At 60.0% G+C, this 23,781-nt stretch carries 23 protein-coding genes and 1 pseudogene; 10 read left to right on the top strand and 14 right to left on the bottom strand.

Annotated elements, in window-relative coordinates; all coding sequences use genetic code 11:
- Positions 1–315: 315 nt before the first annotated feature.
- Together AC07W0_RS13355 and AC07W0_RS13350 are read left to right on the top strand one after the other, a co-directional pair.
- Positions 316–1,413, top strand: coding sequence for a carboxynorspermidine decarboxylase (locus AC07W0_RS13355; RefSeq protein ID WP_017846533.1), 1,098 nt, complete (start codon positions 316–318; stop codon positions 1,411–1,413).
- Positions 1,414–1,441: 28 nt separating this feature from the next.
- Positions 1,442–2,686: a saccharopine dehydrogenase family protein gene (locus tag AC07W0_RS13350; protein ID WP_017846534.1), complete on the top strand. Its 1,245-nt coding sequence runs from the start codon at positions 1,442–1,444 to the stop codon at positions 2,684–2,686.
- 153 nt (positions 2,687–2,839) lie between these two features.
- On the opposite strand, the gene glsB is transcribed toward AC07W0_RS13350, so the two are convergent.
- Both glsB and AC07W0_RS13340 read right to left on the bottom strand, forming a co-directional pair.
- Positions 2,840–3,748 carry a glutaminase B gene (gene glsB / locus AC07W0_RS13345; protein ID WP_102617589.1) on the bottom strand — a complete coding sequence of 303 codons (909 nt, stop codon included), beginning with the start codon at positions 3,746–3,748 and terminating at the stop codon, positions 2,840–2,842.
- 98 nt (positions 3,749–3,846) lie between these two features.
- Positions 3,847–4,257 carry a hypothetical protein gene (locus AC07W0_RS13340; RefSeq protein WP_046383689.1) on the bottom strand — a complete coding sequence of 137 codons (411 nt, stop codon included), beginning with the start codon at positions 4,255–4,257 and terminating at the stop codon, positions 3,847–3,849.
- Between the two features lie 109 nt (positions 4,258–4,366).
- Here AC07W0_RS13340 and AC07W0_RS13335 point away from each other — a divergent pair, with 109 nt between their 5' ends.
- On the top strand, positions 4,367–5,236 hold the full coding sequence (locus AC07W0_RS13335; protein WP_102617590.1) for an AraC family transcriptional regulator: 870 nt from the start codon (positions 4,367–4,369) through the stop codon (positions 5,234–5,236).
- Here the strand turns inward: AC07W0_RS13335 and AC07W0_RS13330 are convergent.
- Entirely contained in the window at positions 5,227–5,868 is a 642-nt protein-coding gene (locus tag AC07W0_RS13330; protein ID WP_017846538.1) for a ribonuclease T2 family protein, read from the bottom strand. The two genes, AC07W0_RS13335 and AC07W0_RS13330, sit on opposite strands and share 10 nt — an antisense overlap.
- A gap of 90 nt (positions 5,869–5,958) precedes the next feature.
- Positions 5,959–6,939 carry a Gfo/Idh/MocA family protein gene (locus tag AC07W0_RS13325; RefSeq protein ID WP_017846539.1) on the bottom strand — a complete coding sequence of 327 codons (981 nt, stop codon included), beginning with the start codon at positions 6,937–6,939 and terminating at the stop codon, positions 5,959–5,961.
- A 126-nt stretch (positions 6,940–7,065) separates the two neighbouring features.
- On the opposite strand from AC07W0_RS13325, the gene AC07W0_RS13320 reads away from it, so the two are divergent.
- Entirely contained in the window at positions 7,066–7,428 is a 363-nt protein-coding gene (locus AC07W0_RS13320; protein WP_017846540.1) for an NUDIX hydrolase, read from the top strand.
- A 472-nt stretch (positions 7,429–7,900) separates the two neighbouring features.
- On the opposite strand, the gene AC07W0_RS13315 is transcribed toward AC07W0_RS13320, so the two are convergent.
- Both AC07W0_RS13315 and AC07W0_RS13310 read right to left on the bottom strand, forming a co-directional pair.
- Positions 7,901–8,185, bottom strand: a complete 285-nt coding sequence (locus AC07W0_RS13315) for a hypothetical protein (protein ID WP_102617591.1) — start codon at positions 8,183–8,185, stop codon at positions 7,901–7,903.
- A gap of 191 nt (positions 8,186–8,376) precedes the next feature.
- A complete protein-coding gene (locus AC07W0_RS13310; RefSeq protein WP_026139966.1) occupies positions 8,377–8,706 on the bottom strand; it encodes a hypothetical protein in 330 nt (109 codons plus the stop codon).
- A 460-nt stretch (positions 8,707–9,166) separates the two neighbouring features.
- Here AC07W0_RS13310 and AC07W0_RS13305 point away from each other — a divergent pair.
- Positions 9,167–11,992 (top strand): annotated as a pseudogene (locus tag AC07W0_RS13305) (DUF6531 domain-containing protein); the annotation flags it as partial.
- A gap of 91 nt (positions 11,993–12,083) precedes the next feature.
- Here AC07W0_RS13305 and AC07W0_RS13300 read toward each other — a convergent pair.
- Positions 12,084–12,521, bottom strand: a complete 438-nt coding sequence (locus AC07W0_RS13300) for a DUF3995 domain-containing protein (RefSeq protein WP_046383694.1) — start codon at positions 12,519–12,521, stop codon at positions 12,084–12,086.
- Positions 12,522–12,614: 93 nt separating this feature from the next.
- Between AC07W0_RS13300 and AC07W0_RS13295 the strand changes: the two genes are divergently transcribed.
- Positions 12,615–13,004, top strand: a complete 390-nt coding sequence (locus AC07W0_RS13295) for a DUF2946 domain-containing protein (RefSeq protein ID WP_046484472.1) — start codon at positions 12,615–12,617, stop codon at positions 13,002–13,004.
- 93 nt (positions 13,005–13,097) lie between these two features.
- Positions 13,098–15,224, top strand: a complete 2,127-nt coding sequence (locus AC07W0_RS13290) for a TonB-dependent receptor (protein WP_102617593.1) — start codon at positions 13,098–13,100, stop codon at positions 15,222–15,224.
- Positions 15,225–15,313: 89 nt separating this feature from the next.
- On the opposite strand, the gene AC07W0_RS13285 is transcribed toward AC07W0_RS13290, so the two are convergent.
- A complete protein-coding gene (locus tag AC07W0_RS13285) occupies positions 15,314–16,330 on the bottom strand; it encodes an ABC transporter substrate-binding protein (protein ID WP_046383697.1) in 1,017 nt (338 codons plus the stop codon).
- Positions 16,331–16,462: 132 nt separating this feature from the next.
- Positions 16,463–16,912, bottom strand: a complete 450-nt coding sequence (locus AC07W0_RS13280) for a hypothetical protein (RefSeq protein WP_017846547.1) — start codon at positions 16,910–16,912, stop codon at positions 16,463–16,465.
- 414 nt (positions 16,913–17,326) lie between these two features.
- On the opposite strand from AC07W0_RS13280, the gene AC07W0_RS13275 reads away from it, so the two are divergent.
- The 3 genes from AC07W0_RS13275 to AC07W0_RS13265 all read left to right on the top strand — a co-directional run bounded on the left by AC07W0_RS13275 (position 17,327) and on the right by AC07W0_RS13265 (position 18,252).
- Positions 17,327–17,602, top strand: coding sequence for a hypothetical protein (locus AC07W0_RS13275; RefSeq protein WP_081610137.1), 276 nt, complete (start codon positions 17,327–17,329; stop codon positions 17,600–17,602).
- A 110-nt stretch (positions 17,603–17,712) separates the two neighbouring features.
- A complete protein-coding gene (locus AC07W0_RS13270) occupies positions 17,713–17,943 on the top strand; it encodes a hypothetical protein (RefSeq protein WP_017846549.1) in 231 nt (76 codons plus the stop codon).
- Positions 17,944–18,015: 72 nt separating this feature from the next.
- Positions 18,016–18,252: a DUF2789 domain-containing protein gene (locus AC07W0_RS13265; protein WP_017846550.1), complete on the top strand. Its 237-nt coding sequence runs from the start codon at positions 18,016–18,018 to the stop codon at positions 18,250–18,252.
- Between the two features lie 6 nt (positions 18,253–18,258).
- Here AC07W0_RS13265 and AC07W0_RS13260 read toward each other — a convergent pair whose 3' ends face one another.
- The 5 genes from AC07W0_RS13260 to AC07W0_RS13240 all read right to left on the bottom strand — a co-directional run bounded on the left by AC07W0_RS13260 (position 18,259) and on the right by AC07W0_RS13240 (position 23,740).
- On the bottom strand, positions 18,259–18,462 hold the full coding sequence (locus tag AC07W0_RS13260; protein ID WP_017846551.1) for a hypothetical protein: 204 nt from the start codon (positions 18,460–18,462) through the stop codon (positions 18,259–18,261).
- A gap of 115 nt (positions 18,463–18,577) precedes the next feature.
- Positions 18,578–19,810 carry a methyl-accepting chemotaxis protein gene (locus tag AC07W0_RS13255; RefSeq protein ID WP_371918419.1) on the bottom strand — a complete coding sequence of 411 codons (1,233 nt, stop codon included), beginning with the start codon at positions 19,808–19,810 and terminating at the stop codon, positions 18,578–18,580.
- A 546-nt stretch (positions 19,811–20,356) separates the two neighbouring features.
- A complete protein-coding gene (locus AC07W0_RS13250; protein ID WP_010564800.1) occupies positions 20,357–20,761 on the bottom strand; it encodes a TraR/DksA family transcriptional regulator in 405 nt (134 codons plus the stop codon).
- A gap of 344 nt (positions 20,762–21,105) precedes the next feature.
- Entirely contained in the window at positions 21,106–22,128 is a 1,023-nt protein-coding gene (locus tag AC07W0_RS13245; protein WP_017846553.1) for an ABC transporter permease, read from the bottom strand.
- Positions 22,129–22,186: 58 nt separating this feature from the next.
- On the bottom strand, positions 22,187–23,740 hold the full coding sequence (locus AC07W0_RS13240; protein ID WP_102617596.1) for a sugar ABC transporter ATP-binding protein: 1,554 nt from the start codon (positions 23,738–23,740) through the stop codon (positions 22,187–22,189).
- Positions 23,741–23,781 lie beyond the last annotated feature (41 nt).

The following is a 23,781-nucleotide window of genomic DNA, read 5'->3' as shown; positions in this document are numbered from 1 at the left end:
GCGACGCAATGTGGCAGGAACGTGGTGGACAGATGACGGTTTGATGTCAGCGCCCTGGACACACCGCGATCCGAATGTGGGAGGGGGCTTGCCCCCGATGGCGGTGGATCAGCTGGCCTATCGGGCGTCTGACACAACGCTATCGGGGGCAAGCCCCCTCCCACATTGGGTCGATGCATGCCGTTGGAGAGTCATATTCCGGGGCTATGCTTGGAAACCCGACGCGCAAAATCCGCCCGCTAACCTTTCGATCTGCTCCAAGTGCGGGCACAATGCGTGTCCTTTTTTGGCAGGCACCGCCGCAGGCTCTCAAAAATGATCAAAACGCCGTACTACCTCATCGATAAACAGAAACTTCTGGTCAACATGCAGAAGATTGCTTACGTGCGCGAACAGTCCGGCGCCAAAGCGTTGCTGGCGCTCAAGTGCTTTGCCACCTGGTCGGTGTTTGACCTGATGCAGCAATACATGGACGGCACCACGTCGTCGTCGCTGTATGAATTGAAGCTCGGTCGCCAGAAATTCCAAGGCGAGGCGCACGCCTACAGCGTGGCCTGGGCCGACGATGAAATCGAAGAGATGCTGGAAAACTGCGACAAGATCATCTTCAACTCCATCAGCCAACTGCAGCGTTTTGCCGAACGTAGCGAAGGCAAGACCCGCGGCCTGCGCGTCAACCCGCAGGTGAGCAGTTCGGATTACCTGCTGGCCGACCCGGCGCGTCCGTTCAGCCGCCTGGGCGAATGGGACCCGGTGAAGATCGAAGGCGTGATCGAGCAGATCTCCGGTTTCATGTTCCACAACAACTGCGAAAACGACGACTTCAGCCTGTTCGACAAGATGCTCGGCACCATCGAAGAACGCTTCGGCGCGCTGCTGCACAAGGTCGAGTGGGTCAGCCTCGGCGGCGGTATCCATTTCACCGGTGAAGACTATGCCGTGGACGCATTCTGTGCGCGCTTGAAGGCGTTCTCCGAGAAGTACGGCGTGCAGGTGTACCTGGAACCCGGCGAAGCGGCGATCACCAACAGCGCCTCGCTGGAAGTCACCGTGCTCGACACGCTGTACAACGGCAAACACCTGGCCGTGGTCGACAGTTCCATCGAAGCCCACCTGCTGGACCTGCTGATCTACCGCCTCAATGCCAAGCTGGCGCCGAGCACGGGTGAACACACCTACATGGTGTGCGGCAAATCCTGCCTGGCCGGGGACATTTTCGGCGAGTATCAATTTGATCGTCCGTTGGCCATCGGCGATCGGCTGTCGTTCATCGACACCGCGGGCTACACCATGGTCAAGAAAAACTGGTTCAACGGCCTGAAAATGCCGTCCATCGTAGTGAAACAACTCGACGGTACAGTCGAGGTGGTTCGTGAATTTGGTTACGACGACTACCTGTCCAGCCTTTCGTAAGCTGGCGGATAAAGGAGAGATAAAGCAATTGAAAAAGAACGTTCTTATCATTGGTGCAGGAGGTGTCGCCAAGGTGGTGGCCCACAAGTGTGCGCAGCACAACGACGAACTCGGTCGTATTGCTATTGCGTCGCGCAACATCTCCAAATGCCAGGCCATCATCGACAGCGTCAAGGCCAAGGGTAGTCTCAAAGTACCCGCCGACATCCAAGCCTTCGCGCTGAACGCCCTGGACGTGGAAGCGACCAAGGCCCTGATCCGCGAGACACAATCGCAGATCGTCATCAACGTCGGCTCCGCCTTCCTCAACATGTCGGTGCTGCGTGCCTGCATCGATACCGGCGTGGCTTACCTCGACACCGCCATCCACGAAGAGCCGGGCAAAATCTGCGAGACCCCGCCGTGGTACGGCAACTACGAATGGAACCACCTGGAAGAGTGCAAACAGAAGAACATCACCGCCATCCTTGGCGTGGGCTTCGACCCGGGTGTCGTCAACGCGTATGCCGCGCTGGCGCAGCAACAGCATTTCGACCGCATTGATTCGATCGACATTCTCGACGTCAATGCCGGCTCCCATGGCAAATACTTCGCCACCAATTTCGACCCGGAAATCAACTTCCGCGAATTCACCGGACAGGTGTGGAGCTGGCAGAACAGCCAGTGGACCAGCAACACCATGTTCGAAGTCAAACGTACCGACGACCTACCTGTGGTCGGTTCGCAGAACCTGTACCTGACCGGCCACGATGAAGTTCACTCGCTGTCGAAAAACCTCGACGTGCCCAACGTGCGTTTCTGGATGAGCTTCGGCGAGCATTACATCAACGTGTTCACCGTGCTGAACAGCCTCGGCCTGCTCTCCGAAAAGCCGGTCACCACCGCCGAAGGCCTGCAAGTGGTGCCGTTGAAAGTGGTCAAGGCCGTGCTGCCCGACCCGTCTTCGCTCGCCCCCGGCTACACCGGCAAGACCTGCATCGGCGACCTGGTCAAAGGCACCAAGGACGGCCAGCCGCGCGAGGTGTTCATCTACAACGTGGCCGATCATGAAGAAGCCTACGCCGAGACCGACAGCCAGGGCATCTCCTACACCGCCGGCGTGCCGCCGGTCGCCGCTGCGCTACTGGTAGCGCGTGGTGAGTGGGATGTGAAGCGCATGGCCAACGTCGAGGAACTGCCGGCTGAGCCGTTCCTGAAAGCGCTGGACGTGATGGGCCTGCCGACTCGGATCAAAGACGAGCACGGCGATCGGGCCTGGGATGCGATTGCCTGATAGGCGATAGCAGACCGAACCAAAATGTGGGAGGGGGCTTGCCCCCGATAGCGGTAGATCAGTCACAGCTGTATTGACTGACACACTGTAATCGGGGGCAAGCCCCCTCCCACATGTGGATTCGTGATGCTTCCTGCACACACGGGAGCGGCCTCAAAACACCGACCACCCAATCCGCTCACTCAACAATTCCAACGCCTTGATCCCCGCCAGCGAATTCCCCGCCGCGTTCAACTCCGGCGACCACACGCACACCGTGAACTGCCCCGGAACCACCGCGACAATGCCGCCGCCGACCCCGCTCTTGCCCGGCAAACCCACGCGATAGGCGAAGTTCCCCGCCTCGTCATACAGCCCGCTGGTGGCCATGATCGAGTTGACCTGCTTGGTCTGGCGCGCAGTCAGGATCTGCTCGCCGCTGTGGGCACTCACCCCCTCGTTGGCCAGGAAACTGAACGCCCTGGCCAGGTCCCGGCAGCTCATCTGCAACGCGCAGTAGTTGAAGTAGCTGTGGAGCACCGCGTCGACGTCGTTATGGAAGTTGCCGAACGACTTCATCAGGTAGGCCATGGCCGCGTTGCGCGCGCCGTGTTGTGCTTCCGATTCGGCGACGACGCTGTTGACCAGGATCTGCGGGTTGCCCGACAGGCGCCGCACAAAGTCGCGCATCGACAGAATCGGCACGGCAAAGCGTGACTGGTTGATATCGCAGATCACCAGCGCGCCGGCATTGATAAAGGGGTTGCGCGGGCGGCCGCGTTCGAATTCCAGCTGCACCAGGGAGTTGAACGGTTGCCCCGAGGGCTCGTGGCCGAGGCGCTCCCAGATGGTTTCGCCGCCGTGGTCGATGGCTTGCACCAGGCTGAACACCTTGGAAATACTCTGCACCGAGAACAGGGTATCGGCATCCCCGGCGCAGTAGGCTGCGCCGTCGTTGCCGTACACGGCGATCCCCAGTTGATCGGCGGGTACGTCGGCCAGCGCGGGAATGTAGTCGGCGACGTTGCCGAGGCCGATCAGTGGACGAACTTCGTCGAGAATCGACTCCAACAGCGCCTGCATGTCTTGTCCTGTCATCGTTCTTTGAATCAGTGGTAAGCGGGGCGCGGAGGATACTTCAATGCGCTCGGCAGTCCCACTGGCGGGAGGCGGTGCATCGCTTAGAAATACGTCACATCCGACACCTGCTCATCCAGCACATCCCGCGCCAGCGCCCACGCCTGGTCATTGGACGCCACCATCAGCAGCGGATAACCCCAGGCATTGCCAAACGTCGCGGCGAACGGCTTGAGTGCCCGGCGCTTGGCCGCGCAGGGCTCCACCTGGATCATGCCTTTGACATACGCACGCAGGGCCTGCCGGTGTGTCTTCATCCAGTGCGAGGCGTGCTCGCGCTCTTCATAGGAATGCGCGTGATTCAGTTCGTCCAAGGCTTTTTCATACAGCAACACAAAAGATTGCTGACGTGCCAGCAGGCCTTCGAACATCACGAAGCTGTCCTGCGACCCGCCTTCATTCGGCGCATCAAAAATGATCTTCACCACGGGAAATGCTGAACTGTCGAGTCGCATGGCAGAGTTCCTTAATGAGAGGGAATCTCACTATAAGGCTGACGAAGCTGGACGGCATTGCACAGAATAGCCAGAATGTTTCGCAATTCAGCCAAGCTGCGAGCTCACCATGAAACGCCATCGCCTGGACCTGCATGATCCGTCGTTAGCCAAGGATGCCGATCTGGTCCCGCGTGCGGTGGTGGCCGTGAGCGCGACCAGTACGTCCGAGCGTTGGGAGCACGTTCAGCACACCCACCGCAAAGGCCAGTTGATGTACACGCTGCGTGGGGTGATTCATTGCGAAATCGAGGCCGGCATCTGGATTGTGCCGCGCCAGTGTGCGCTGTGGATTCCCGGCGGCATGCCCCACGCCGCGCGTGGCGCCGGCGAAGCGGAGGTGTATTGTCTGCTGATCGACCCGGAGGCTGCCGGCGCCCTGCCCTCGCAATGCTGCACCCTGTCGGTATCCGGCCTGTTGCATGAGTTGATCAGCAAGGCGGTGAGCTTCCCGCAGTTGTACGACGTGAACAGTGCGCAGGGGCGTTTGATCGACACGCTTTTGGACGAGCTGGCCCAGGCGCCCATCGAAGGCCTGCACCTGCCGATGCCCCAGGACCCGAGGCTGCGTCGCCTGGCCGACAGCCTGCTGGCCAACCCCGGCGACAAGGCCACGCTCGGCCAATGGGCGGCGCGCATCGGCATGAGCGAGCGCAGCATGACGCGCTTGTTGCTGGAGGAGTCTGGCCTGAGCTTCGGCCGCTGGCGTCGGCAGTTGCATGTGATCCTGTCGTTGCAACGACTGGCCAGGGGCGAAAGTGTGCAGCGGGTCGCCCTGGACTTGGGCTATGAAAATGCCAGCGGTTTTATCACCATGTTCCGCAAGGCCGTGGGCCAGCCGCCAGCGCGTTACCTGGCGGGCCGCGTCGGGGTGTCGACGTCAACCGAGGCCCCGGCGGCCATCGCATTGCACTCGCTCCAGGCGCTCGATCAGCGCTGAACCGGAATGCGGATATCACCGTCTCGGCACTGGGTTTTCACACTCTTGGGGCAGCCGGCAAAACGCAGTTCCTTGCTCAGGCACACGCGCACTTCGGACAGCACCTTGCCCTTGCAGATCACCGCCACGCCATGGTTACCCATGGCCGGGTTACTCTCGCGAAAGAGCGCCTCGATCTCCCGTGCCTCCAGGTGACCCGGCACGTTGAATGGCTGCAATTGCTGCGGGATCTGCACCGTGGCCAAGGCCGCATCGGTGGCCTGCAGGTAACGCGTGGCTTCCAGGCCGCTGCAGGTGCCATGTTTGGACCATTCATGCTTGAGCAGTGCCTGCGTCGGGAATATCAACGCGCCTTTGGCCAGCTCATCCGCCGACAGCCGCGACTGCGTATCGCACGACGCCGGCCAGCCACCCCGTGCGTATTGCGGCCATAGGCCATGCAATACAAACCCGTAGCCTTTGCCGCTGCATTGCTCGTTGTTCGGGTGCGCCAGGCAGAACGTTGGCGACCACGACAGCGACAGCACATAAAAATCAAAGTCCCCCGCCGGCCGTTGCTCGCGTGGCGCCGCCTGCGTCGCCATGCTTGCCAGTACCCACCCCACGGCCAGCCAGGCTGCCTTGTATTTCATCCGTCTGTTCCTTGAAAAAAATAAGCCCGCATTGTGAGTGCAGGCCAGGGTCCGGCGAAAGTGGTGAATGCAACGCCGACGCCAGGAAAACTACTCAGGATGATAGGGATTGCGTTGCAGCACCTTGTCCAGAATCCGGTCGGTCTTCAATGCCTCGATCGCCAGTGAGGGGTGCTCGGCTTCGCCGCGAATATGGGCGTTCATGCCCAGCACATGGTGCCACTGGATATGCGTGTGGCAAGGCACCTCCAGCACTTCGTCGACCGCCCCTTCAAGCCGCAACGGCTGGTCGTCGAACACCGCAAACGTGATCCGCCCCAGGGTGCCGATCAGCTCGACGCGATCTTCATGGCGGTCCGCGACAAAGTTCCAGCAGCCCATGCCCAGCGCGCCGGAGCTGAAAGTCCAGCAGGCGGTCACCGCGTCTTCCGCCGCATACTGTCCGGCCTGTCGCGCGCTAAACCCGGCAACCTCGACAATGTCGCCGGCCAGGTACTGGAACAGATCAAAGCCGTGGCTGGCCAGGTCGGCAAAGTAGCCGCCGCCGGCAATGGCCGGGTCGGTGCGCCAATTGGCGGCACTGGTGTCTTCGATGGCTGGCGGCTTGCACAGGGACCAGGTCAGGTGACGCAGTTGGCCGATGCGCCCATCGCGCAACCAGTCGCGCACTTGCTGGAAGCGCGGCAGCGAGCGGCGATAGTAGGACACAAACAAATGCAGCCCGGCACGTTCGAAGGTGCGCTGCATCAATGCGCCCTGCTCGGCATTCAGCGCCATGGGTTTTTCGACACAACAGTGCTTGCCGGCGGCCGCGACCATCAGGCTGTATTCGAGGTGGCTGTCGGGCGGTGTAGCGATGTACACCGCGTCCACCTCAGGGTCGTTGATCAGTGCCTGGGCGTCGGTATAGAAACGGCCAATGCCGTGGCGTGCCGCATAATCGCGCACAGCCTCTTCGCGGCGCCCCATCACGGCCACCAGGGCCGAACCTGGCGCTTTGTAGAAAGCAGGTCCACTCTTTAACTCAGTGACGCTGCCACAGCCGATCATGCCCCAACGTACCGTCTTCATCTGCTCCCCTCGTGCGTTGTCGTCAATCGACCAGTATCTATATCCTCACGCAGATACGCCACCACCATCCAGCATGACATTTGCATTACACTTTTATGACAGACATCTCGCTGCGGGGCACAGACGATGAAAATACGCGCAACGGTGATTTGCGAACACGAGGGGCATATCCTCTTCGTGCGCAAAGCCAGATCGAAATGGGCGTTGCCGGGCGGCAAGGTCGAACGCGATGAGCGCCCGGTCGGCGCCGCCGAACGGGAGCTGGAAGAAGAAACCGGGTTGAACGTCGACGGACTGCTGTACCTGCAGGAATTGAAGGCGCGCGACACGCTGCACCATGTGTTCGAAGCGTCGGTGGTGAACATCGCGCAAGCACGGCCGTGCAACGAAATCATCGATTGCCGCTGGCACGCCTACGGTGCGATGGACGAGCTGGACACTACCGATACCACCCGGCACATCGTCAAATCCTTTCTGCGACGCCTGTAGTTCCGCGCTCTGTCCGGCGGCCTGTGCAGATTCTGCGTCGGGGCGCTTCACTCGAATGTGCTCAGGCAGGTTATCGACTTGCTCGCCACCGAAATCGGTAATCTCGTCCAACGAGTTGGATGGAACAGTGTGATGCTCGAGCTTGTCGAGAACATCGACGATGTTGCTGTACCAAGCCAAGCACAATGGTCGGATGCGCGCGGTGCTTGTTGATGCCGACAACAAATCCCAGGCAAAAAAAATCCCAAGTAGCTGATGGAAACTTGGGATTTAAAAAATGCATAAACCGTGGGAGGTGAACGCCCGGCTATAGTACCGATTGCCTAATTCCGTAACAAGATGGTTTTAATCCTTTCGTCGGAATAAAACAATCGTAAGTCCTTCAATAACCACACATTTATCAAGGTAGAGAGGTATATAAGTGCCACTTTTTGGTGCAAATACCATCGCGACTTTTAAGTACTATTTCCCTTTATAAAGAAGGGTTATCAATCGATTTCGGCGTCAGACTTTTCGATGACTGTCCGCTCAACTGTTTGCACGTATCGCTAAGTTCAATCCTGTTTGCCGAGGCGGCACTGGCCACGCGCTCCACTTGCCTGCAGAGAGCCAGGTACTCGACGGTCTGTTCACGCTGGCGGTCGACTTTGGCATTGAGTTGTACGAAATAGATCCCCAGCAACACCGCAACACACAACACCGCGACTGCGAAGTAGCGCAAGCTGTCGGGCGACCGGGGCTCCGGAGGGGTCATCATTTTAGTGCGCCCTGCTCTTCTGGCAGCGAACGTCGGCGATCAGGAACAGCGCGGCGACATCATCCGACGTCGCCCCGGGAAAAAGCGTTTGCATACCAGTCTCCTCAATGACGGGGGCAATTGTATGCAAATAGAAACACTGAGATTGTCGTGGATTTGTAAACCGCGCTGCTCAACCAGCAAGAAGCGCCTTATTTGCGCGCCACTTTGTAGCGCACACAATCCTGATAGAAACTCTGGCGAATCGCCTCGGGCTTGAGCCGTGAACGGCTGTCATAGGTCTGCTCGGTGATGCCCATGGCCATCATCCGCATCCATGACTTGTTGAACTTGATGGTCTGGATCTTCTGCCGCGCGGCATACAGTGAAACGCCCGACAGCTTGAGTTCCTGTGCCCTGGCGGCCGTACCCGCGCCCCAACTGCACATGTACTTGTCACCCTCGCGCAACTCCCGTGCCTGTACGGCAGCCGCGCCGCCGGCCAGGGAACAGGCGATCAGCATGATTCCTACATTGCGCATTTGCTTCCTCACCTAACCAGCTGAAAATAAAAGCGATTCTGGCGAGAATTTTGTTACAAAGGGGCCACTAAATTGCCTTATCGCACGGATTGAAGGATCGCCACAATGCGCGCTCAACTCGCCGGCCGATATCTGGAAACCGGGCAGCAAGACGAGTGGTTTTATTTGCGTGAACAATGACGGGCGGCCTCGCAATCGGTCGGATCGACTTTTTGGGTAGCCCTTTCAATTGCTTTTTCGCGGGATTTTCCCTGGGCGTGTCAGCCCCTTCTGATTTTTCCAGCCGTTCGTCCAGCGTCTTTTTTCAGCGGCAGACTCCGACGTCTTACCCTTTGCCGAGACGTCACGGATGACTAACGCTTCCCACATTGCCTTTATCACACCTGAGCTGGATGGCGTGCATCAACGCCGGGCCGAGTATCCCCAGCAGGTCAACGCCGGGTATGGCGCACTGGATTCGCTGAGGCTGACCGATGCCGCACTGGACGGGCTCCTGCCGTTCGAATGGACGCGGTGCTATCACCCCCGTGCGGTGGATGTGGACTGCGGATTGGGGGTTGGCTGGAGCCACTCGCTGGCGCATCGCCTGACGCTGACGGACGCCTCGGCGGTGTGGATCGACCATGAGCACCGATCGACCGCCCTGCCCTTGCCGACCGAGACGCGACCGACAACCGGCAATCGCCAGGCCGACGCCGCGATCTACCTGGGGGCGCGGTCGGATGAGCTGGTGCTGTGCCAGGCATCGCGCTTCTACCACTTCTGCCACGGTGTGCTGACCGCGATCAGCGATGCCTACGGCAACCGGCTGCGAATTGTCCGCGATGTGTTGGGGCACATTGAACGCCTGGACAACAGTGTCGGTCGCTCGCTATTTTTCCGTTATGAGCGCGGCCACTTGGTGGCGCTCGATTACCAGGTTCAGCGGCCCGAGGGCGGTGCGGCCGGGGATTGGATGACCGAACAGACCGTGGTTTCCTACACCTATGACGACATTGGAAGACTGGTTTCGGCGACCAATGCCGTAGGGGAAAGCGAGACCTATCGGTACGACAAGCAACACTTGATCCTTGAACGCCAGTTAGCCGGCGGCGCGCGCTTCTTTTGGGCTTGGGAACGGGCTGGCAAGGCGGCGCGATGTGTCCGGCATTGGGCGAGTTTCTTGCAGATCGACACGCGGTATGCCTGGGGGGACGACGGCAGCGTGACCCTTCACAACGCCGATGGGAGCCAGGAAACCTATGTTCGGGCACGGCGGGTGCAGCGGGTGGGTCCGGATGGCGCCAAGCATTTCAGATCCTATGACGACAAAGGTCATCTGACAGTCGAGCAAGACCCCCTCGGCGCGGTAACGGCGTATCAGTACGACGACGCTGGATGCTTGGTCGCGTTTTTTCCGGGGGAAGATGAGCCAACGTCCTACGAGTATGACAATGGATTCTTAAGAGTTGTACGTCGTGGCCAGGCAGTTTGGAACTACGCGCATAACGACCAAGGCAATGTCATTCGTCAGACCGACCCCGATGGCAACGTTACCGACTATAGCTACAACCAGTATGGCCAACTGATCGGGGTTTGGTTTCCCGACCATAGCTGCCTGCGGCGGTGGTGGAATGAGCGTGGGCAGTTGCTTGAAGAACACTGGCCAAACGGCAGTGTGAAGCGCTATCGCTATGACGATCTCGGTCGGAGGGTGGCGCAAGAGGACAAGCATGGGGTGGCGACCCAGTACCAGTGGGACGGTGTCGGACGATTGGTTCGTGTGGTCATGCCCGGCGGTGGCACGCGGGAATACAGCTACAACCCCTACGGAAGAATCACCGCCGAACGCGATGAACTGGGGCACGTCACTCGCTACGAATACACCGACGGTCTGCCCCTGATCAGCCGCCGCATCAATGCGGACGGTAGCCAGGTCAACTACCGCTACGACCACGTGCGATTGTTGCTCGCCGAAATCGAAAACGAAGTCGGCGAAATCTACCGCTTCGACTATCACCCCAACGGCCTGCTCCAGCAGGAAATCGACTTCGACGGCCGACGCACCGCCTATGCCTACGACCTCAACGGTAAGCTGCTGGAAAAAACCGCACACGGCACCGACGGCTGTCAGCTCGTCACCCGCTACCGGCGAGACCACGCCGGCCGGTTGGTCAGGAAAACCCTGCCCGATGGCGGCATTATTGAATATACCTACGACCGCCAGGGCAACCTCCTCAGCGTCGACGACGGCTACCGCCCGCTTACCTACGAATACGACCCGCAAAACCGCCTGATCGCCGAACACCAGGGCTGGGGCACACTCCGTTATGGCTACGACGCCTGCGGCCGACTCAAATACCTGCGCCTGCCGGACAACAACCAGCTAGGGTTCAACCATGACAAGGGCGGCCACCTTGCGACCGTTGAACTCAATGGCGCGCTGTTGACGTCTCACCTGTTCGACGCCGGCCGAGAACACCAACGCGCCCAAGGCAAACTGCTCAGCAGTTACCAATACGATGAGCATGCACGCCTGTTCAACCATGGCATCTGCGATATCGAAGGCACTCGCTACCGCCGCCAGTACAGCTACGACAAAGCCGGTAACCTCAGGTACTTGCTCGACACCCGCAAAGGCGAGCACCGCTACCACTACGACACGCTAAACCGCCTGGTCCGCGCTGATCATTCCCAGGCCGCACAGGAACGTTTCGCCTACACGCCAGCGGGTAACCGTCTGACGCTCCAGGATGGCCGCCACTACGACTATGACGCCTTTGGCAATCTCATCCGCGAACGGCGTGGCCAGGCCCACTCTGTCGTTACCGAATACCGCTACGACTGCCAGCAGCGTCTGATCGGCCTCACCCGCCCCAACGGCCAAACCGTCCACTACCGCTACGACCCGTTTGGTCGCCGCATCAGCAAAACCGTCGCCGGCACGACCACCGAGTTTTTCTGGCAAGGCGACAGACTGATCGCCGAGCACCACGCGCAACGGCATCGCAGCTACGTCTACGAACCCGACAGTGTCCGCCCACTGGCCCTGCTGGAAGGCTTCGGCCCACAGCACACCACGCCTTTCCACTACCAACTGGATCACCTTGGCACCGCGCAGGAACTCACCACGCCCGACGGCGAAATCGTGTGGTCCGCGCACTACCGCGCCGATGGCCGGACTACGCGATTGGACGTCGAAAAAGTCGAAAACCCGCTGCGCTCCCAAGGTCAATACTTCGACCGGGAAAGCGGGCTGCACTACCATCGCCACCGCTACTACGATCCGGATAACGGTCGCTGCCTGGCGGGTGGGCAGGATCAACGCCTATCGGTAAGCGCCCAAATCCACGGGGCGGGTCTGCAGGCGGATGAAAGCTCGCGGCGCGATCAGACGATCAACTCCACGCCACCACCAACAACCCGGCGCCCAACAACAGGCACAACGGCGAATAAAAATACGTATCCCACCGTGCAAACCGCGAACCACCGACCTTTTTGAAAAAACCCACCAGCTCCGAATCGCCGATTGCCCTGGCAAACATGATCACGGCAATCGCGCTGATGCCCCATTGCAATGCGCCATGGGACACCGGCGAAAAATACAGCCCGGCCCGCAGGCAAACAAGCAAGGCAATTGCCACCAGGCCCATCGCCACCAGCAAGGTGCCCAATGCCGAAGGCTTGAACGCCAGGCGGGGGCCGCTGGCGAATTCGCCGGGAAGTTGAGGAATGGCGGCGAGGCTGCCGAGCTTGCCACCGGCGGCCCAGTACAAATGCACCATGCTGACAAAGGTGAAAATACCGACGATCCATCGTGCGACGATAAAGCTCATGGCGGCCTCTCCCGGAATTTGTGCGAAGTAGGATAGTCCCCCTGAGATTTTTTGCAGGCATTTCGTCGGCGGCCGATGGTAAAGTGCCACCCCATGAAAATCACCCGTGCCGACCGCTCGCTCATTGCCTGGATGCTCTACTGCAGCGTCCTGTTCAATGTGTTCGCGTGCAGCATCGGTCATGGGCAGATGGCGGGCATGCAGCTCAACGGCATCGGCGGGCAGTTCTGTACCGTCGACCCGCGCACCCAGGCGCCCAAGCCGTCCACCCCCGTCGAGGAAAGCCTGCCGACGCTGTCCAAGGCGTTTGGTTGCCCGCTGTGCTCGACCGGCGGCATGGGCCCGGCGCTGAACTCCAGCCTCAACGTCGCGGTGTTGCCGCAACCCCACGCACCGCCGCCGGCTATCGTACTGGCGGCTGACATTCCTGCCCGCTTCACCTGGCCCACGGCCCACCCACGGGCGCCGCCCGCCCTCGCCTGATCCTCGCGCTTTCTGATCTGCACTGACACCGTTTCCGTAAGGAAGTACGGGCGACTGTGCGTTGTTTTCAAGCAGGTTTTTCAGGATTCAAGCATGAAACATTTACCTCTGTTGGCAGGCCTGTTCGGCTGCCTGCCAGTCTGTGCCTGGGCGCTCGAACTGGCCCCGACCACCATCGATGGCGAACCCTCCCACGAACCCGGCCTGGCCCTGGACCAGTCCAGCGGCGTGGCGTCGCGGCTGGGGTTGAGCGTGCGCGAAACGCCCGCCTCGGTGGCGATCGCCAACCGCAATGACATCGAGCGCCATGGCGCCAAGACGTTCCGGGATGCAGCCAATACCTTGCCCGGTGTCAACGCCAGCGCACCGCCGGGGTTTGGAGGTTTTGTCTCGTATCGTGGGTTTACCAGCAGCCAGATCACCCAGATGTTCAACGGCATCAACGTCGCCACCGGCCTGGCCCGGCCGGTGGATGCGTGGATCTATGATCGGGTGGAACTGGTCGGCGGCCCCTCGTCCTTGATCAACGGCGCCGGCTCCGTGGGCGGTTCGCTGAACTACGTGACCAAGCTGGCCACCCGCGAAGAACAGGCCGCCGAAGGCCAACTGACCTACGGCAGCTACGACACCGCCGGCATGGCATTCGGCCTGAACCACGCGCTGACCGACCCCAGCGCCGACGTGCAGCATTACGCACGCCTGGACGTCAGCCGCAACACCAACCACAGCTACATCGACCGCGACCAGCGCGACGCCTGGAGCGTAGCGTTTTCCCTGCTCAGCGACCTTACCCCCAACCTGTCCCATACCCTGGCCCTGGAATACCAGGACGAACATGAAGACAGCCCGTACTGGGGCACGCCGGTGCTGAACCCCAAGGCCGGCGAGCTGAAGATCGATAAACACAACCGTTTCAACAATTACAACGTCGCCGACGGCCGTTACGAACAGCGCACGCTCTGGGCGCGTTCGATCATCGACTACCGGATCAACGACAGCACCACGCTGAAAAACACCCTGTATCACCTGGAGAGCCAGCGCGATTACCGCAACCTGGAGACCTACCAATACAACGCCGACAACAGCGCGGTGAACCGCTCGACCGCGTACCAGGTGCGTCATCAGGGTGAGCAGAATGGCAACCAGTTCGAGCTGCGCCACGACGACCGCGTCTTCGGTCTCGCCACCACCTGGTCCGGCGGCTTCGAATACAAGGTCAACAGCACGACCAATAGCCCGCTGAGAGCCGCAGGCAACAGCACGGTCGATCCTGACCATTACGACCCGGGGTACTTTTACGACATCCCAGGCACCCGACCGGGCTTTATCAGCGACAAGACCAACGAGGTCACCACCAAAGCGCTGTTCGTGGAAAATCGCCTGGGCCTGACCGATAAACTGACATTGCTGACGGGCCTGCGCTACGACGCCATCGACCTGGATGTCACCAACCATGGCGCGATAACCGCCAGCAGTCCACGGCACTTCACGCGCAGTTGGGAGCCGGTGACCGGGCGCGCGGGCCTGACCTACCAGTTCATCCCGACGGCCAATGTGTACGTGCAATACAGCACGGCCGCCGAACAGCCGAGTACCACCACCCAGGTATTCGACGTATCGACCGGCAAACAGTGGGAGGTGGGCAGTAAATTCGATTACCTGGACGGTCGCGGTTCGGCCACCGTCGCGGCTTACAAAATCGAGCGCAAGGACTTTGCCGTCACCGACCCGCTGGACCCCACCAACAGCATCCCGGTAGGCGCACAGTCGTCCAAGGGCATTGAGTTGGCCAGTTCGTTGCGCATCACGCCGCGACTACTCGCCGAAGGCAACTTCGCCTGGGTGGACGCCGAGTACGACGAGTTCAACGAAAAAATCGCCAGCGGCGCGGTGGTCTCGCGCAAGGGCAATACGCCGACCAATGTGCCCAAGCGCGTCGGCAACCTGTGGCTGACCTATGATTTTTCCGAGGATTGGCAAGGCGGCGTGGATGCGCGGTATGTGGCCCAGGTGTATGCGGATAACGCCAACACCCAGAAAGTGCCGGCCTACACCCTGTTCGGCACATTCCTGCGCTACAAGGTGGACGCCCACACCTCGGTGACCGGCCGCGTGCGCAACCTGACCAACGAGGTGTATGCCGAGTTTGCCCATGTGTCGCCGGCGTATTACCTGGGGTCGCCGCGCACGTTTGAAGTGGCGGTGCAAACCCGCTTCTGAGCCTGGAATGCTAGCCAATGTGAAAGCGGGCACACGCTGACAAGCCCGCTTCCACATTCTTGCCCCGCGTTCTGCCGCAGGATGGGACGCTATTTCAGGCTGGCTTCAACCTTCTGCGCCACATCCTCCGTCAACCAGGCCTTCCACACATCAGGATGCGCCTTGAGAAACGCCAGCGCGACGTCCCGTGGCGCGGTGTGATTCTCGCTCATGGTCGCCAAGGCTTTGTTCAGCGGCTCGATCGGGAACTCGACTTTCTCGAAGAACCCGACAATCTGCGGATGTTCTTTCTGGAACGGCGTGGACACGCCGATACTCAACTTGGACGCCAAAGACCGTGTCGGCTTCGGATCGGGATTGTCCGCATCCGTCAGCGTCTTCCACGCCTCGGCATCGAACGCCGGCTCTTCCAGCTGGATCAATTTGTAGCGCCCCATCAAGGGCGTCGGCGACCAGTAATAGAACAGCACTGGCTTACCGCGACGAATCGAGGAAGTTATCTCGGCATCCAACGCCGCCCCCGAGCCACTGCGGAAGTTCACATAGCTGTCGTCCAGGCCGTAGGCCTTGAGTTTCTGCTTGTTGACCACTTCCGAGGTCCAGCCAATGGGGCTGTTGAGAAAGCGCCCTTTGCCTGGGGATTCGGGGTCCTTGAACACGTCCTTGTAACGCGCCAGGTCCGCGACACTTTTGAGGTCTGGCGCCAGGGGCTTAAGGCCTTTGGCAGGGTCGCCCTTAACCACGTACTCCGGCACCCACCAGCCTTCGGTGGCGCCCTTGACCGTATCGCCCACCCCGGCCACCTTGCCTTCGGCCTCGGCCTTGACCCACACCGGACTGCGGCCTGCCCATTCTTCGCCGATCACCTGGATGTCATTCTTCGCCAGGGCGGTTTCCAGGGTGATGGTGGTGCCGGGCAAGGTGTCGGTGGGCAGGTCATAGCCCTTCTCGACGATATAGCGCAGCACTTCGGTGATCAGACTGCCGCTTTCCCAGTTCAGGTCGGCGAAATGCACAGGCGCCTGTGCAGCCGAAACCGGCAACGAAGCCACCGACAGACTCAGGCTCGCCAGGGACGCCGCCAACAGGGATCTCAATCCTTTCATGCCTTTGCACCTCACGTGTTCGCTGCAATAACAGACGGCTTGGCCGCCACTGCGCGAAGCCTCTGAATAGTTAAGTCAACTCAACTGTAGTAGAGGTTCCGGGAGATAAAGGCTGTTTGCTGTACGAGCGGGTTATTCGCTGGCCTTGAAGGTCACCAGTTCACCCTTGCGCCACTTGGCGGCCTTGCCGGTCACGGCCTTGAGGGTTTTGGTCAAGCCTTCCTGCAATTGTTCGTTGGCGGCAAACACCAGCATCACGCTGTGACCTTCCTTGAACACAATGCCCTGGCCTTCGGCCGAGGAAACAAAGGCATAGTCGCCCAAGCCATACACCGTCAACTTGATATCGCGGAACTTCAATTCAAACTTGCCACCTTCGCGACTGGGCAATACCGCGGCACGAAAATGATCACCGACCTTGAGTTCAAGGCGTTGTTTGTCATCCACGACCAATGCCGATTCAGTATCGATCTCGGCGATATAGATGCCTTCCGGTGTCTGTTCAGTGATGTAAACAAAACGGGATTGAAACTGCTTGACCAACTTTGCGCGCAAATCACCCAGCACGAATAACGCGTGCATATCCAGATTACTGACTGCCAAGGAAACGCCCCCAGATCAAAAAAAGCACTGTCCGCCGTAACGGGCAGCACAAAAAAGCGGCCATACCGGCACGCTGACACAACGCATTGATTAAAAACCCTGAAAAAACGCCCCTGCGGTGCCGTAAGACTAATACAGGCATACACGACGAGCCTTATGCAGGCCATCGATCTTCACAGCAAATCACAGGTTTAACAGCCCGAGAAGACGGGTCGACCAGCTTCAGAGAATAACCCAATTAAAAAGCGCAGTTTCCGACAACCTGCACAAAACAAAACACCTGGAATGGAACCGAGTACCGATCGCCGACGACAATATTAAAACAGCAACACGGGTCAAAACCACCCGTTCCGCTGCTGGCGGGCCAACCAGATCGATCGACAGGAGCTGACCATGCAACGACGTCAACACAACGCTACGTCTTCCAGCACTCACTCATCCTATCAAGACGAGCGCCAATACTACTGCTTGCACAGCCATGATGGGTACTCAAACTCCGTGCTTTATCAAGTTGTACCGGCCGGGCGCAACTTCTTTCATATTCTGGAAGTCACCAGCGGCAGGATCAAAGGCTTTCGCAGCAATCATATCCGCGCCTGCGAACTGGCAAAAACCCTCGAGGCCGCCCTGCACGCCCCGCACGGCGGGATCGTTTCGTCACCTGGATGACTTTACCGCGCCGTCGCCCCTCAACAACTGCCATACTGGCCCGTCCATTGAAGTTTGCCCCGTGCGGGTCAGGTTTCATCAGTGCAGTTACCTTGAAGGGAAGGTTATACGTGACGGAATTTGATATTGGCGAATTTTTTATCCATGGCGAAGCCAAGGAAGTAGACGGAGAATTCCAAGCAGTTATCGTAATGCGTGCCAAGCCTCCCTTGACCACGATCACAATGCACCAAGTGGAAAAAGATCGTTGGTTCAAGACCGCGGACGCCGCCGCCGTCGCGGCAAAAGAAGCCGCCAGGGCCCTCAAGACAGCGGTGGACTCAGGGGCGTTGACCTCCTGAGAATCCGATAGAACTCTACTGCGCGACAAGCCTCCGATGCATACCCCCCCAAAAACCGGCATGGAGAACGATATGGATGCGCCAGTACCAACCCTTGAAACCCTGTTTGATCAACTGGGCCTGGATTCCACCCCGAAGGACATCGACGCGTTTATCGCTGCCCATCCTTTGGCCGACGACGTCAAGCTGATCGACGCGCCCTTCTGGACGCCCCAGCAGGCTCAGTTTCTCAAGGAAGAACTTCGGGAAGACGCTGAATGGGCGATGGCCGTGGATGAACTGAACCAGCGTCTGCACCAAGCGCAATAACGCCCCTCAATGCAGGCTGTCTGACTGTTCCATGCGCAACAGCGCTTGCCAGGCGGCCCTGCACTCCTCCGCTTCATCACGGCTGGCGAAGACGGTGCCACGCTGCTCACCGTTGAGCAGCACGACCCAACAAGCCTTCTGACCCAACGCACGCAGGGTTTCGGGTACGCCACTGCCAATCATCACAGCAACATCGACTTTGTTTTGCATGGAGCTTCTCCGCAACAATCGTTAGCTAACTAACAACGGCGACCATGCTACGTTTTTCCTACCCTCAGAAAAAGCTATCCCCTGGATAGCTCTATTGCGCAAACAGCAACAATCTCTAGTGCCTGGCGTTCGTGCCTTCGGGTTTATAGCCCAGGCGCAACCCGCCCCAATGCTGGCCCTTGACCATGATCGGCACCGACAAGTCGTGCATCAACTCACCGGTATCGCGGGTGTAAGTCTGCAACAGTACCGCTTGCTGATGGCTGCCACAGCGAATCCCGGTACGGTCGTCGAACTTGCGCTTGGTGCGATTCTGTAACGCATCCACCTGTACATCGCCGGTCAAGGGTTGGGAAAACGCTTTGTTGTGTGTCGGCACATACCCCTGTTGCGTACAGGCGATGGCAAATACCAAACCTTCGTGTCGTGGCAGCAGCGCCTCTTGAATCGCCGGCAACACCTGATCGGTGTAGCTGTCAAAACGCGTGTGGTACTTGCTGGGGTGGGTGTTGGGGATCGCCGCGTAGTTGCGGTCGAACAGATCCTCCAGGCTGACACGGTTTTGCAGCACATCGGCCTCGAACTGTTCGGCGATGCGGCTCGCGCCTTCGCGGGCGAGGTCGTAGACGCGCTGGTGATAGTCATCCAGCCCGACGGCGGCCAGGCGTTCGCTGATGGTTTCGGCCTGCCCTTCCATTTGCACGGCGGCATCGGCCAGTTGACGGGTTTGCTCGTCGCTCACCGTCAGGTCGCTGCGCATTTGCTCCACGGCATGGAACAGGCTGTCGAGTTGCGCCCGATTGGTCTCGGTGCCTTGGGCGATTTCGTTGACCTGCCCTTCGACATCCGCGGCCAGACTGGCGATGTTCTGCAGTTGCTCACCGGCGTGTTCCACCTGCTCCACGCCGGTGTGCAGGTCCGCCGACAGTTGGCGAATCTGCTCCACCACCTGGCCGGTGCGTTGCTGGATATCGGCCACCATCACCCCGACTTCCTCGGTGGCGGTGGCGGTACGGCCGGCCAGCCCGCGGACTTCATCGGCCACCACGGCAAACCCGCGCCCATGCTCGCCGGCACGCGCGGCTTCGATGGCGGCGTTCAAGGCCAGCAGGTTGGTCTGGCTGGCGATGGACTGGATCACCAGGGTCACCCGCTGGATTTCCTCGCTGCGCTGGCTCAGGGCTTCAATCATCTCGCGGCTGGCATTCGCGCGCTGGCTGAGTTGGTGCATGCGGGTGATCGACTGGGCCAGCACTTCGCGGCCCTCGGTACTGCGCTGATGCGCCTGGCTGGCGGCGCCCAGCGCCTGGTGACTGAGTTGGGAGGTGACTTGTTCGGTGCCGATCATCACTTCGGCGCTGTTGACGATCTGCTGGGCAGCGCTCAACTGCGACTGCAGGCGCGCAGCCAGTTGCTTGACCGAATAGGCCACGCCGGCCGCCGACAATGCGTTATGGCTGGTGGTATAGGACAGGTCGCGGGTCAAGTCGCCAATCGCATCGACCGCTTCGGACGGCGCCGCGCTGGGTGTGCGTTTTTTCAGACGAGGCAGCCAGATCACCAGCAAGGCCAGTGTCAGGCAGAGATAAATCGGCAGGCTGGCAAACGCAAGGCCGAGCAGGACCAGCACCACGGCGGTGCTCTGCAAAAGCGGCGTCAGCCAGCCGGGCAACCCGCGCACCACCGCGTGCGGTGGCACTGCTGCGCCCATCAGAGATCCGTCTCCAGCCATCTTCGTCACCCCACTGCTTGTCATTATTGTCTCTGCATTAAACGCCACTATCAGGCCATTATCCATGGGCCTTTAGTGGGGGAGCTTGCAACAGATCAATATAGCGGGCGTAACGGGTATTTTCCCTGGGGAGCGCAGTACTCGCCCCCCAGCTTCAGCGCATCAGGCTTGACGCTGGTGCTTGTCGATCTGCTCGTGGCGCTCTTGCGCTTCGATGCAGTACTTGGTGGTCGGACTGATCAGCAGGCGCTTGAGGCCGATAGGCTCGCCGCTGTCATCGCACCAGCCAAAGGAATCTTCCTTGATGCGCTCCAGTGCGCGCTCCAGTTGCGGCAGCATGCGCTGGTCGCGATCAATGGCATTCACCAACCAGGTGCGCTCTTCTTCCACGGAGGCGGCATCCGCCGGGTCGGCCGGGGTGTCCAGGCTCTCAATGGCGATGCGGTTCTGTTCAATGCGCTCGTGGTGTTCCACTTTCATGTCTTGCAGCAACTGCTCGAAAAAAGCGTGCTGTTCGGCATTCATGTAGTCATCCGCCGGCATGGCCAGCAACTTTTCCTTTGTCATTGATTTCTCTATAAAAAATACGTGCATTAAGGCGAATAAGGGAGCGTTCCGGTCAACCTCTGCAGGTCTCGGAAAGGCGCCATCCATTCCAAGCGCCACCCGGCACTCAATTTACGAGGGGCGGCAGTCTAAGGCCGACTTGAGGGCGCAGCAACTGAAAAGACAGGCATTTTTTCCAAGATAACCCCCAAAGGCACCAGGACGGGCTTGGCGAATGGTCATCGGAGTGTGTTTATAGCAAGAAATTCAGTGTTGTGGAGCTATATAGAAGACAAACGGTTGGATCTGACGAATGCAGGTCTGAATGTGGGAGGAGGCAAGCCCCTCCCACATTTTGCACTGCGTCAGCGTTTTAGCTTGCGCTTGTTGCGATATTGGTCGATCACCACCGCCGCCACGATAATCAGGCCCTTGATGATGTCCTGGATATACGCGTCGACCCCGACAAAGGTAAACCCGCTGGCCATCACCCCAAGGATCAGCGCGCCGATCACGGTGCCGGTGATGCGCCCTACTCCGCCGGCCAGGCTGGTGCCGCCGATCACCGCGGCGGCAATCGCATCCAGTTCGTAGGACATGCCCATGCCGGCCTGGCCGGTGGCGGCACGCGCCGAGGCCACCACACCGGCCAGGCCAGCGAGGAGCCCGGCGATGCTGTAGACGATGATCAGGTGGCGCTTGACGTTGATCCCCGAGGTGCGCGCCGCCTGCATATTGCCGCCGATGGCGTAGGTGTACTTACCGTACTTGGTGTAGCGCAGGGCGATATGGAAGATCACCGCCACCACCAGAAAGATGATCACCGGCATCGCGCCATGCCCGATGGCCGTGTAGGAATCCGAGAGCATGCTCACCGGCTGGCCTTCGGTGTAGTAACGCGCCAGGCCACGGGCCGACACCATCATCCCCAGCGTTGCGATAAACGGCGGGATACCGGTCACCGCGATAATACTGCCGTTGATCGCGCCCGCCAGCAGCCCCACGCCGAGCCCCGCCACCACCGGAATCCACACCGGCAGGTCGGTCAGGGACGGAAACACCGCACGGGAAAAATCAGATGTTTGCGCAAGACTGGCAGCGATCATCGCCGATAACGCCAAGACCGAGCCGGAAGACAAGTCGATCCCGGTGGTGATGATCACCTGGGTCACACCGATGGCCAGCAGGCCGATGATCGACACTTGCAGGATCATCAGCACCAGACGCTGGGAGTTCATCAGGAAGCTCTGGTCTCGCACGATCCAGCCAAACAGCTCAAACACCAGGCCGATGCCGATCAGCACCAGGAAGATGCTCAGCTCGGTGGGCAAGCGCCGACGGTGCTTGACCGCTGCCGTGGCAGGCTTGTTGTCTGTTATTGCGTTCATAGCCAATCACCTTTTTATTCTATGGCGCAGGCCAACCGCAGGCCCGCGCGGCTGTTCGTCAGTGGACCGCGGTCATACCGGAGGCCAGCTGCATGACTTTTTCCTGGGTCGCGTCTGCACGGTCCAGGGTGCCCATCAGTTCGCCTTCATGCATCACCATCACCCGGTCGCTCATACCCAGCACTTCAGGCAGCTCCGAGGAAATCATGATCACCGCCATGCCCTCGCTGGCGAGGAACGCAATCAAACGGTAGATCTCGGCCTTGGCGCCGACATCGATGCCACGGGTCGGCTCGTCGAGGATCAGCAGGCGCGGGTTGGTCATCAGCCAGCGCGCCAGCAGGGCTTTCTGCTGATTGCCGCCGGACAAGGTGTCGATGCATTGCTCCAGGGACGGGGTTTTCACCCGCAGCTTCTTGCACATGTCTTCGCACAGCGCACGCAGGGCTTTCTGCTGGATAAACCCGTTGCCCGAGTAATGCGGCAACACGGCCATTTCCATGTTTTCCAGGACCGACAGGCACGGGAACAGCCCGCTGAGCTTGCGGTCTTCGGTCAACAGCGCAAAGCCTTTGTCGATGGCCATGTGCGGGTCGGTGATACGCAGCGCCTTGCCATCGAGGGTTATCTGCCCGCGAGTGCTTGGGCTGATGCCAAAAAGGGCTTCCGCCACGTTGGTGCGGCCCGAGCCCATCAGCCCGGCGATGCCAAGGATCTCGCCGGCATGCAGGTCGAACGAGACGTTGTTGAACACGCCGTCCAGGCCCAGGTCGCGCACCGACAGCAGCAACTCGCCGATGGGCGTTTCGCGCACCGGGAACAACTGGCTCAGTTCACGGCCGACCATCATCGAGATCAGGCTGTCGCTGTTCATGCTGTCGGCGCGCTGCAGGCCGATGTACTGGCCGTCGCGAAACACCGCCACTTCATCGGCGATGGCGAACACTTCATTCATCTTGTGCGTGATGTAGACGATGCCTTTGCCCTGGGCCTTGAGGTCGGCAATGATCGAAAACAGGTGGGCGACTTCCTTCTCGGTGATGGCGGACGTCGGCTCATCCATGATCAGGATGTCGGAATCGTAGGACACCGCCTTGGCAATCTCGACCATCTGCCGCTCGGCGATGCTCAGGTTGCCCACCTGCTCCTCGGGGTCGAGGTTGATGCGCAGGCGGGCGAGCAATTGGGCGGTGCAGCGGTGCATTTCGCGGTGGTTGACCATGCGCAGGCTGTTGAGCTGCTCGCGGCCGATCCAGATATTCTCGGCGATGCTCATGTGCGGCATCAGGTTGAGTTCCTGGTGGATCATCGCGATCCCGGCCTTTTGCGCGGCCAGCGGCGTCTCAAACACAATCGGCTTGCCGCGCAGGCGGATTTCCCCGGTGTCGGGCTGGTAGATGCCGGCGATGATTTTCATCAGGGTCGACTTGCCCGCGCCGTTCTCGCCCATCAGCGCCAGCACCGAGCCTGGGCGCACACGCAGTTGTACATCGGCCAGGGCCACCACACCGGGAAAGCCTTTGCTGATGTTGAGGATTTCCAGCAGGTACGGTTCTTCCAGCAGCGACGGCTGGATACCGGGCGGCTGCGAGACAGTGGCTTGAGCAAGCATAGGGCGGTACTCCATCGACAGGGCGGGCACGACCGCCCTGC

Source organism: Pseudomonas sp. GW704-F2, assembly GCF_059423025.1.
This window is presented reverse-complemented; position numbering and strand designations above follow the sequence as displayed.

What these genes read in the sequence shown, in the direction of transcription:
- AC07W0_RS13320 (WP_017846540.1), top strand. Translation starts at nt 7,066, where the DNA reads ATGAAAATACGCGCAACGGTGATTTGCGAACACGAGGGGCATATCCTC.
- AC07W0_RS13290 (WP_102617593.1), top strand. Translation starts at nt 13,098, where the DNA reads ATGAAACATTTACCTCTGTTGGCAGGCCTGTTCGGCTGCCTGCCAGTC.
- AC07W0_RS13265 (WP_017846550.1), top strand. Translation starts at nt 18,016, where the DNA reads ATGGATGCGCCAGTACCAACCCTTGAAACCCTGTTTGATCAACTGGGC.
- AC07W0_RS13240 (WP_102617596.1), bottom strand. Translation starts at nt 23,740, where the DNA reads ATGCTTGCTCAAGCCACTGTCTCGCAGCCGCCCGGTATCCAGCCGTCG.
- glsB (WP_102617589.1), bottom strand. Translation starts at nt 3,748, where the DNA reads ATGCAGGCGCTGTTGGAGTCGATTCTCGACGAAGTTCGTCCACTGATC.
- AC07W0_RS13355 (WP_017846533.1), top strand. Translation starts at nt 316, where the DNA reads ATGATCAAAACGCCGTACTACCTCATCGATAAACAGAAACTTCTGGTC.
- AC07W0_RS13275 (WP_081610137.1), top strand. Translation starts at nt 17,327, where the DNA reads ATGCAACGACGTCAACACAACGCTACGTCTTCCAGCACTCACTCATCC.
- AC07W0_RS13260 (WP_017846551.1), bottom strand. Translation starts at nt 18,462, where the DNA reads ATGCAAAACAAAGTCGATGTTGCTGTGATGATTGGCAGTGGCGTACCC.
- AC07W0_RS13300 (WP_046383694.1), bottom strand. Translation starts at nt 12,521, where the DNA reads ATGAGCTTTATCGTCGCACGATGGATCGTCGGTATTTTCACCTTTGTC.
- AC07W0_RS13340 (WP_046383689.1), bottom strand. Translation starts at nt 4,257, where the DNA reads ATGCGACTCGACAGTTCAGCATTTCCCGTGGTGAAGATCATTTTTGAT.
- AC07W0_RS13310 (WP_026139966.1), bottom strand. Translation starts at nt 8,706, where the DNA reads ATGCGCAATGTAGGAATCATGCTGATCGCCTGTTCCCTGGCCGGCGGC.
- AC07W0_RS13245 (WP_017846553.1), bottom strand. Translation starts at nt 22,128, where the DNA reads ATGAACGCAATAACAGACAACAAGCCTGCCACGGCAGCGGTCAAGCAC.
- AC07W0_RS13255 (WP_371918419.1), bottom strand. Translation starts at nt 19,810, where the DNA reads ATGATCGGCACCGAACAAGTCACCTCCCAACTCAGTCACCAGGCGCTG.
- AC07W0_RS13285 (WP_046383697.1), bottom strand. Translation starts at nt 16,330, where the DNA reads ATGAAAGGATTGAGATCCCTGTTGGCGGCGTCCCTGGCGAGCCTGAGT.
- AC07W0_RS13280 (WP_017846547.1), bottom strand. Translation starts at nt 16,912, where the DNA reads ATGCACGCGTTATTCGTGCTGGGTGATTTGCGCGCAAAGTTGGTCAAG.
- AC07W0_RS13330 (WP_017846538.1), bottom strand. Translation starts at nt 5,868, where the DNA reads ATGAAATACAAGGCAGCCTGGCTGGCCGTGGGGTGGGTACTGGCAAGC.
- AC07W0_RS13325 (WP_017846539.1), bottom strand. Translation starts at nt 6,939, where the DNA reads ATGAAGACGGTACGTTGGGGCATGATCGGCTGTGGCAGCGTCACTGAG.
- AC07W0_RS13315 (WP_102617591.1), bottom strand. Translation starts at nt 8,185, where the DNA reads ATGATGACCCCTCCGGAGCCCCGGTCGCCCGACAGCTTGCGCTACTTC.
- AC07W0_RS13250 (WP_010564800.1), bottom strand. Translation starts at nt 20,761, where the DNA reads ATGACAAAGGAAAAGTTGCTGGCCATGCCGGCGGATGACTACATGAAT.
- AC07W0_RS13295 (WP_046484472.1), top strand. Translation starts at nt 12,615, where the DNA reads ATGAAAATCACCCGTGCCGACCGCTCGCTCATTGCCTGGATGCTCTAC.
- AC07W0_RS13335 (WP_102617590.1), top strand. Translation starts at nt 4,367, where the DNA reads ATGAAACGCCATCGCCTGGACCTGCATGATCCGTCGTTAGCCAAGGAT.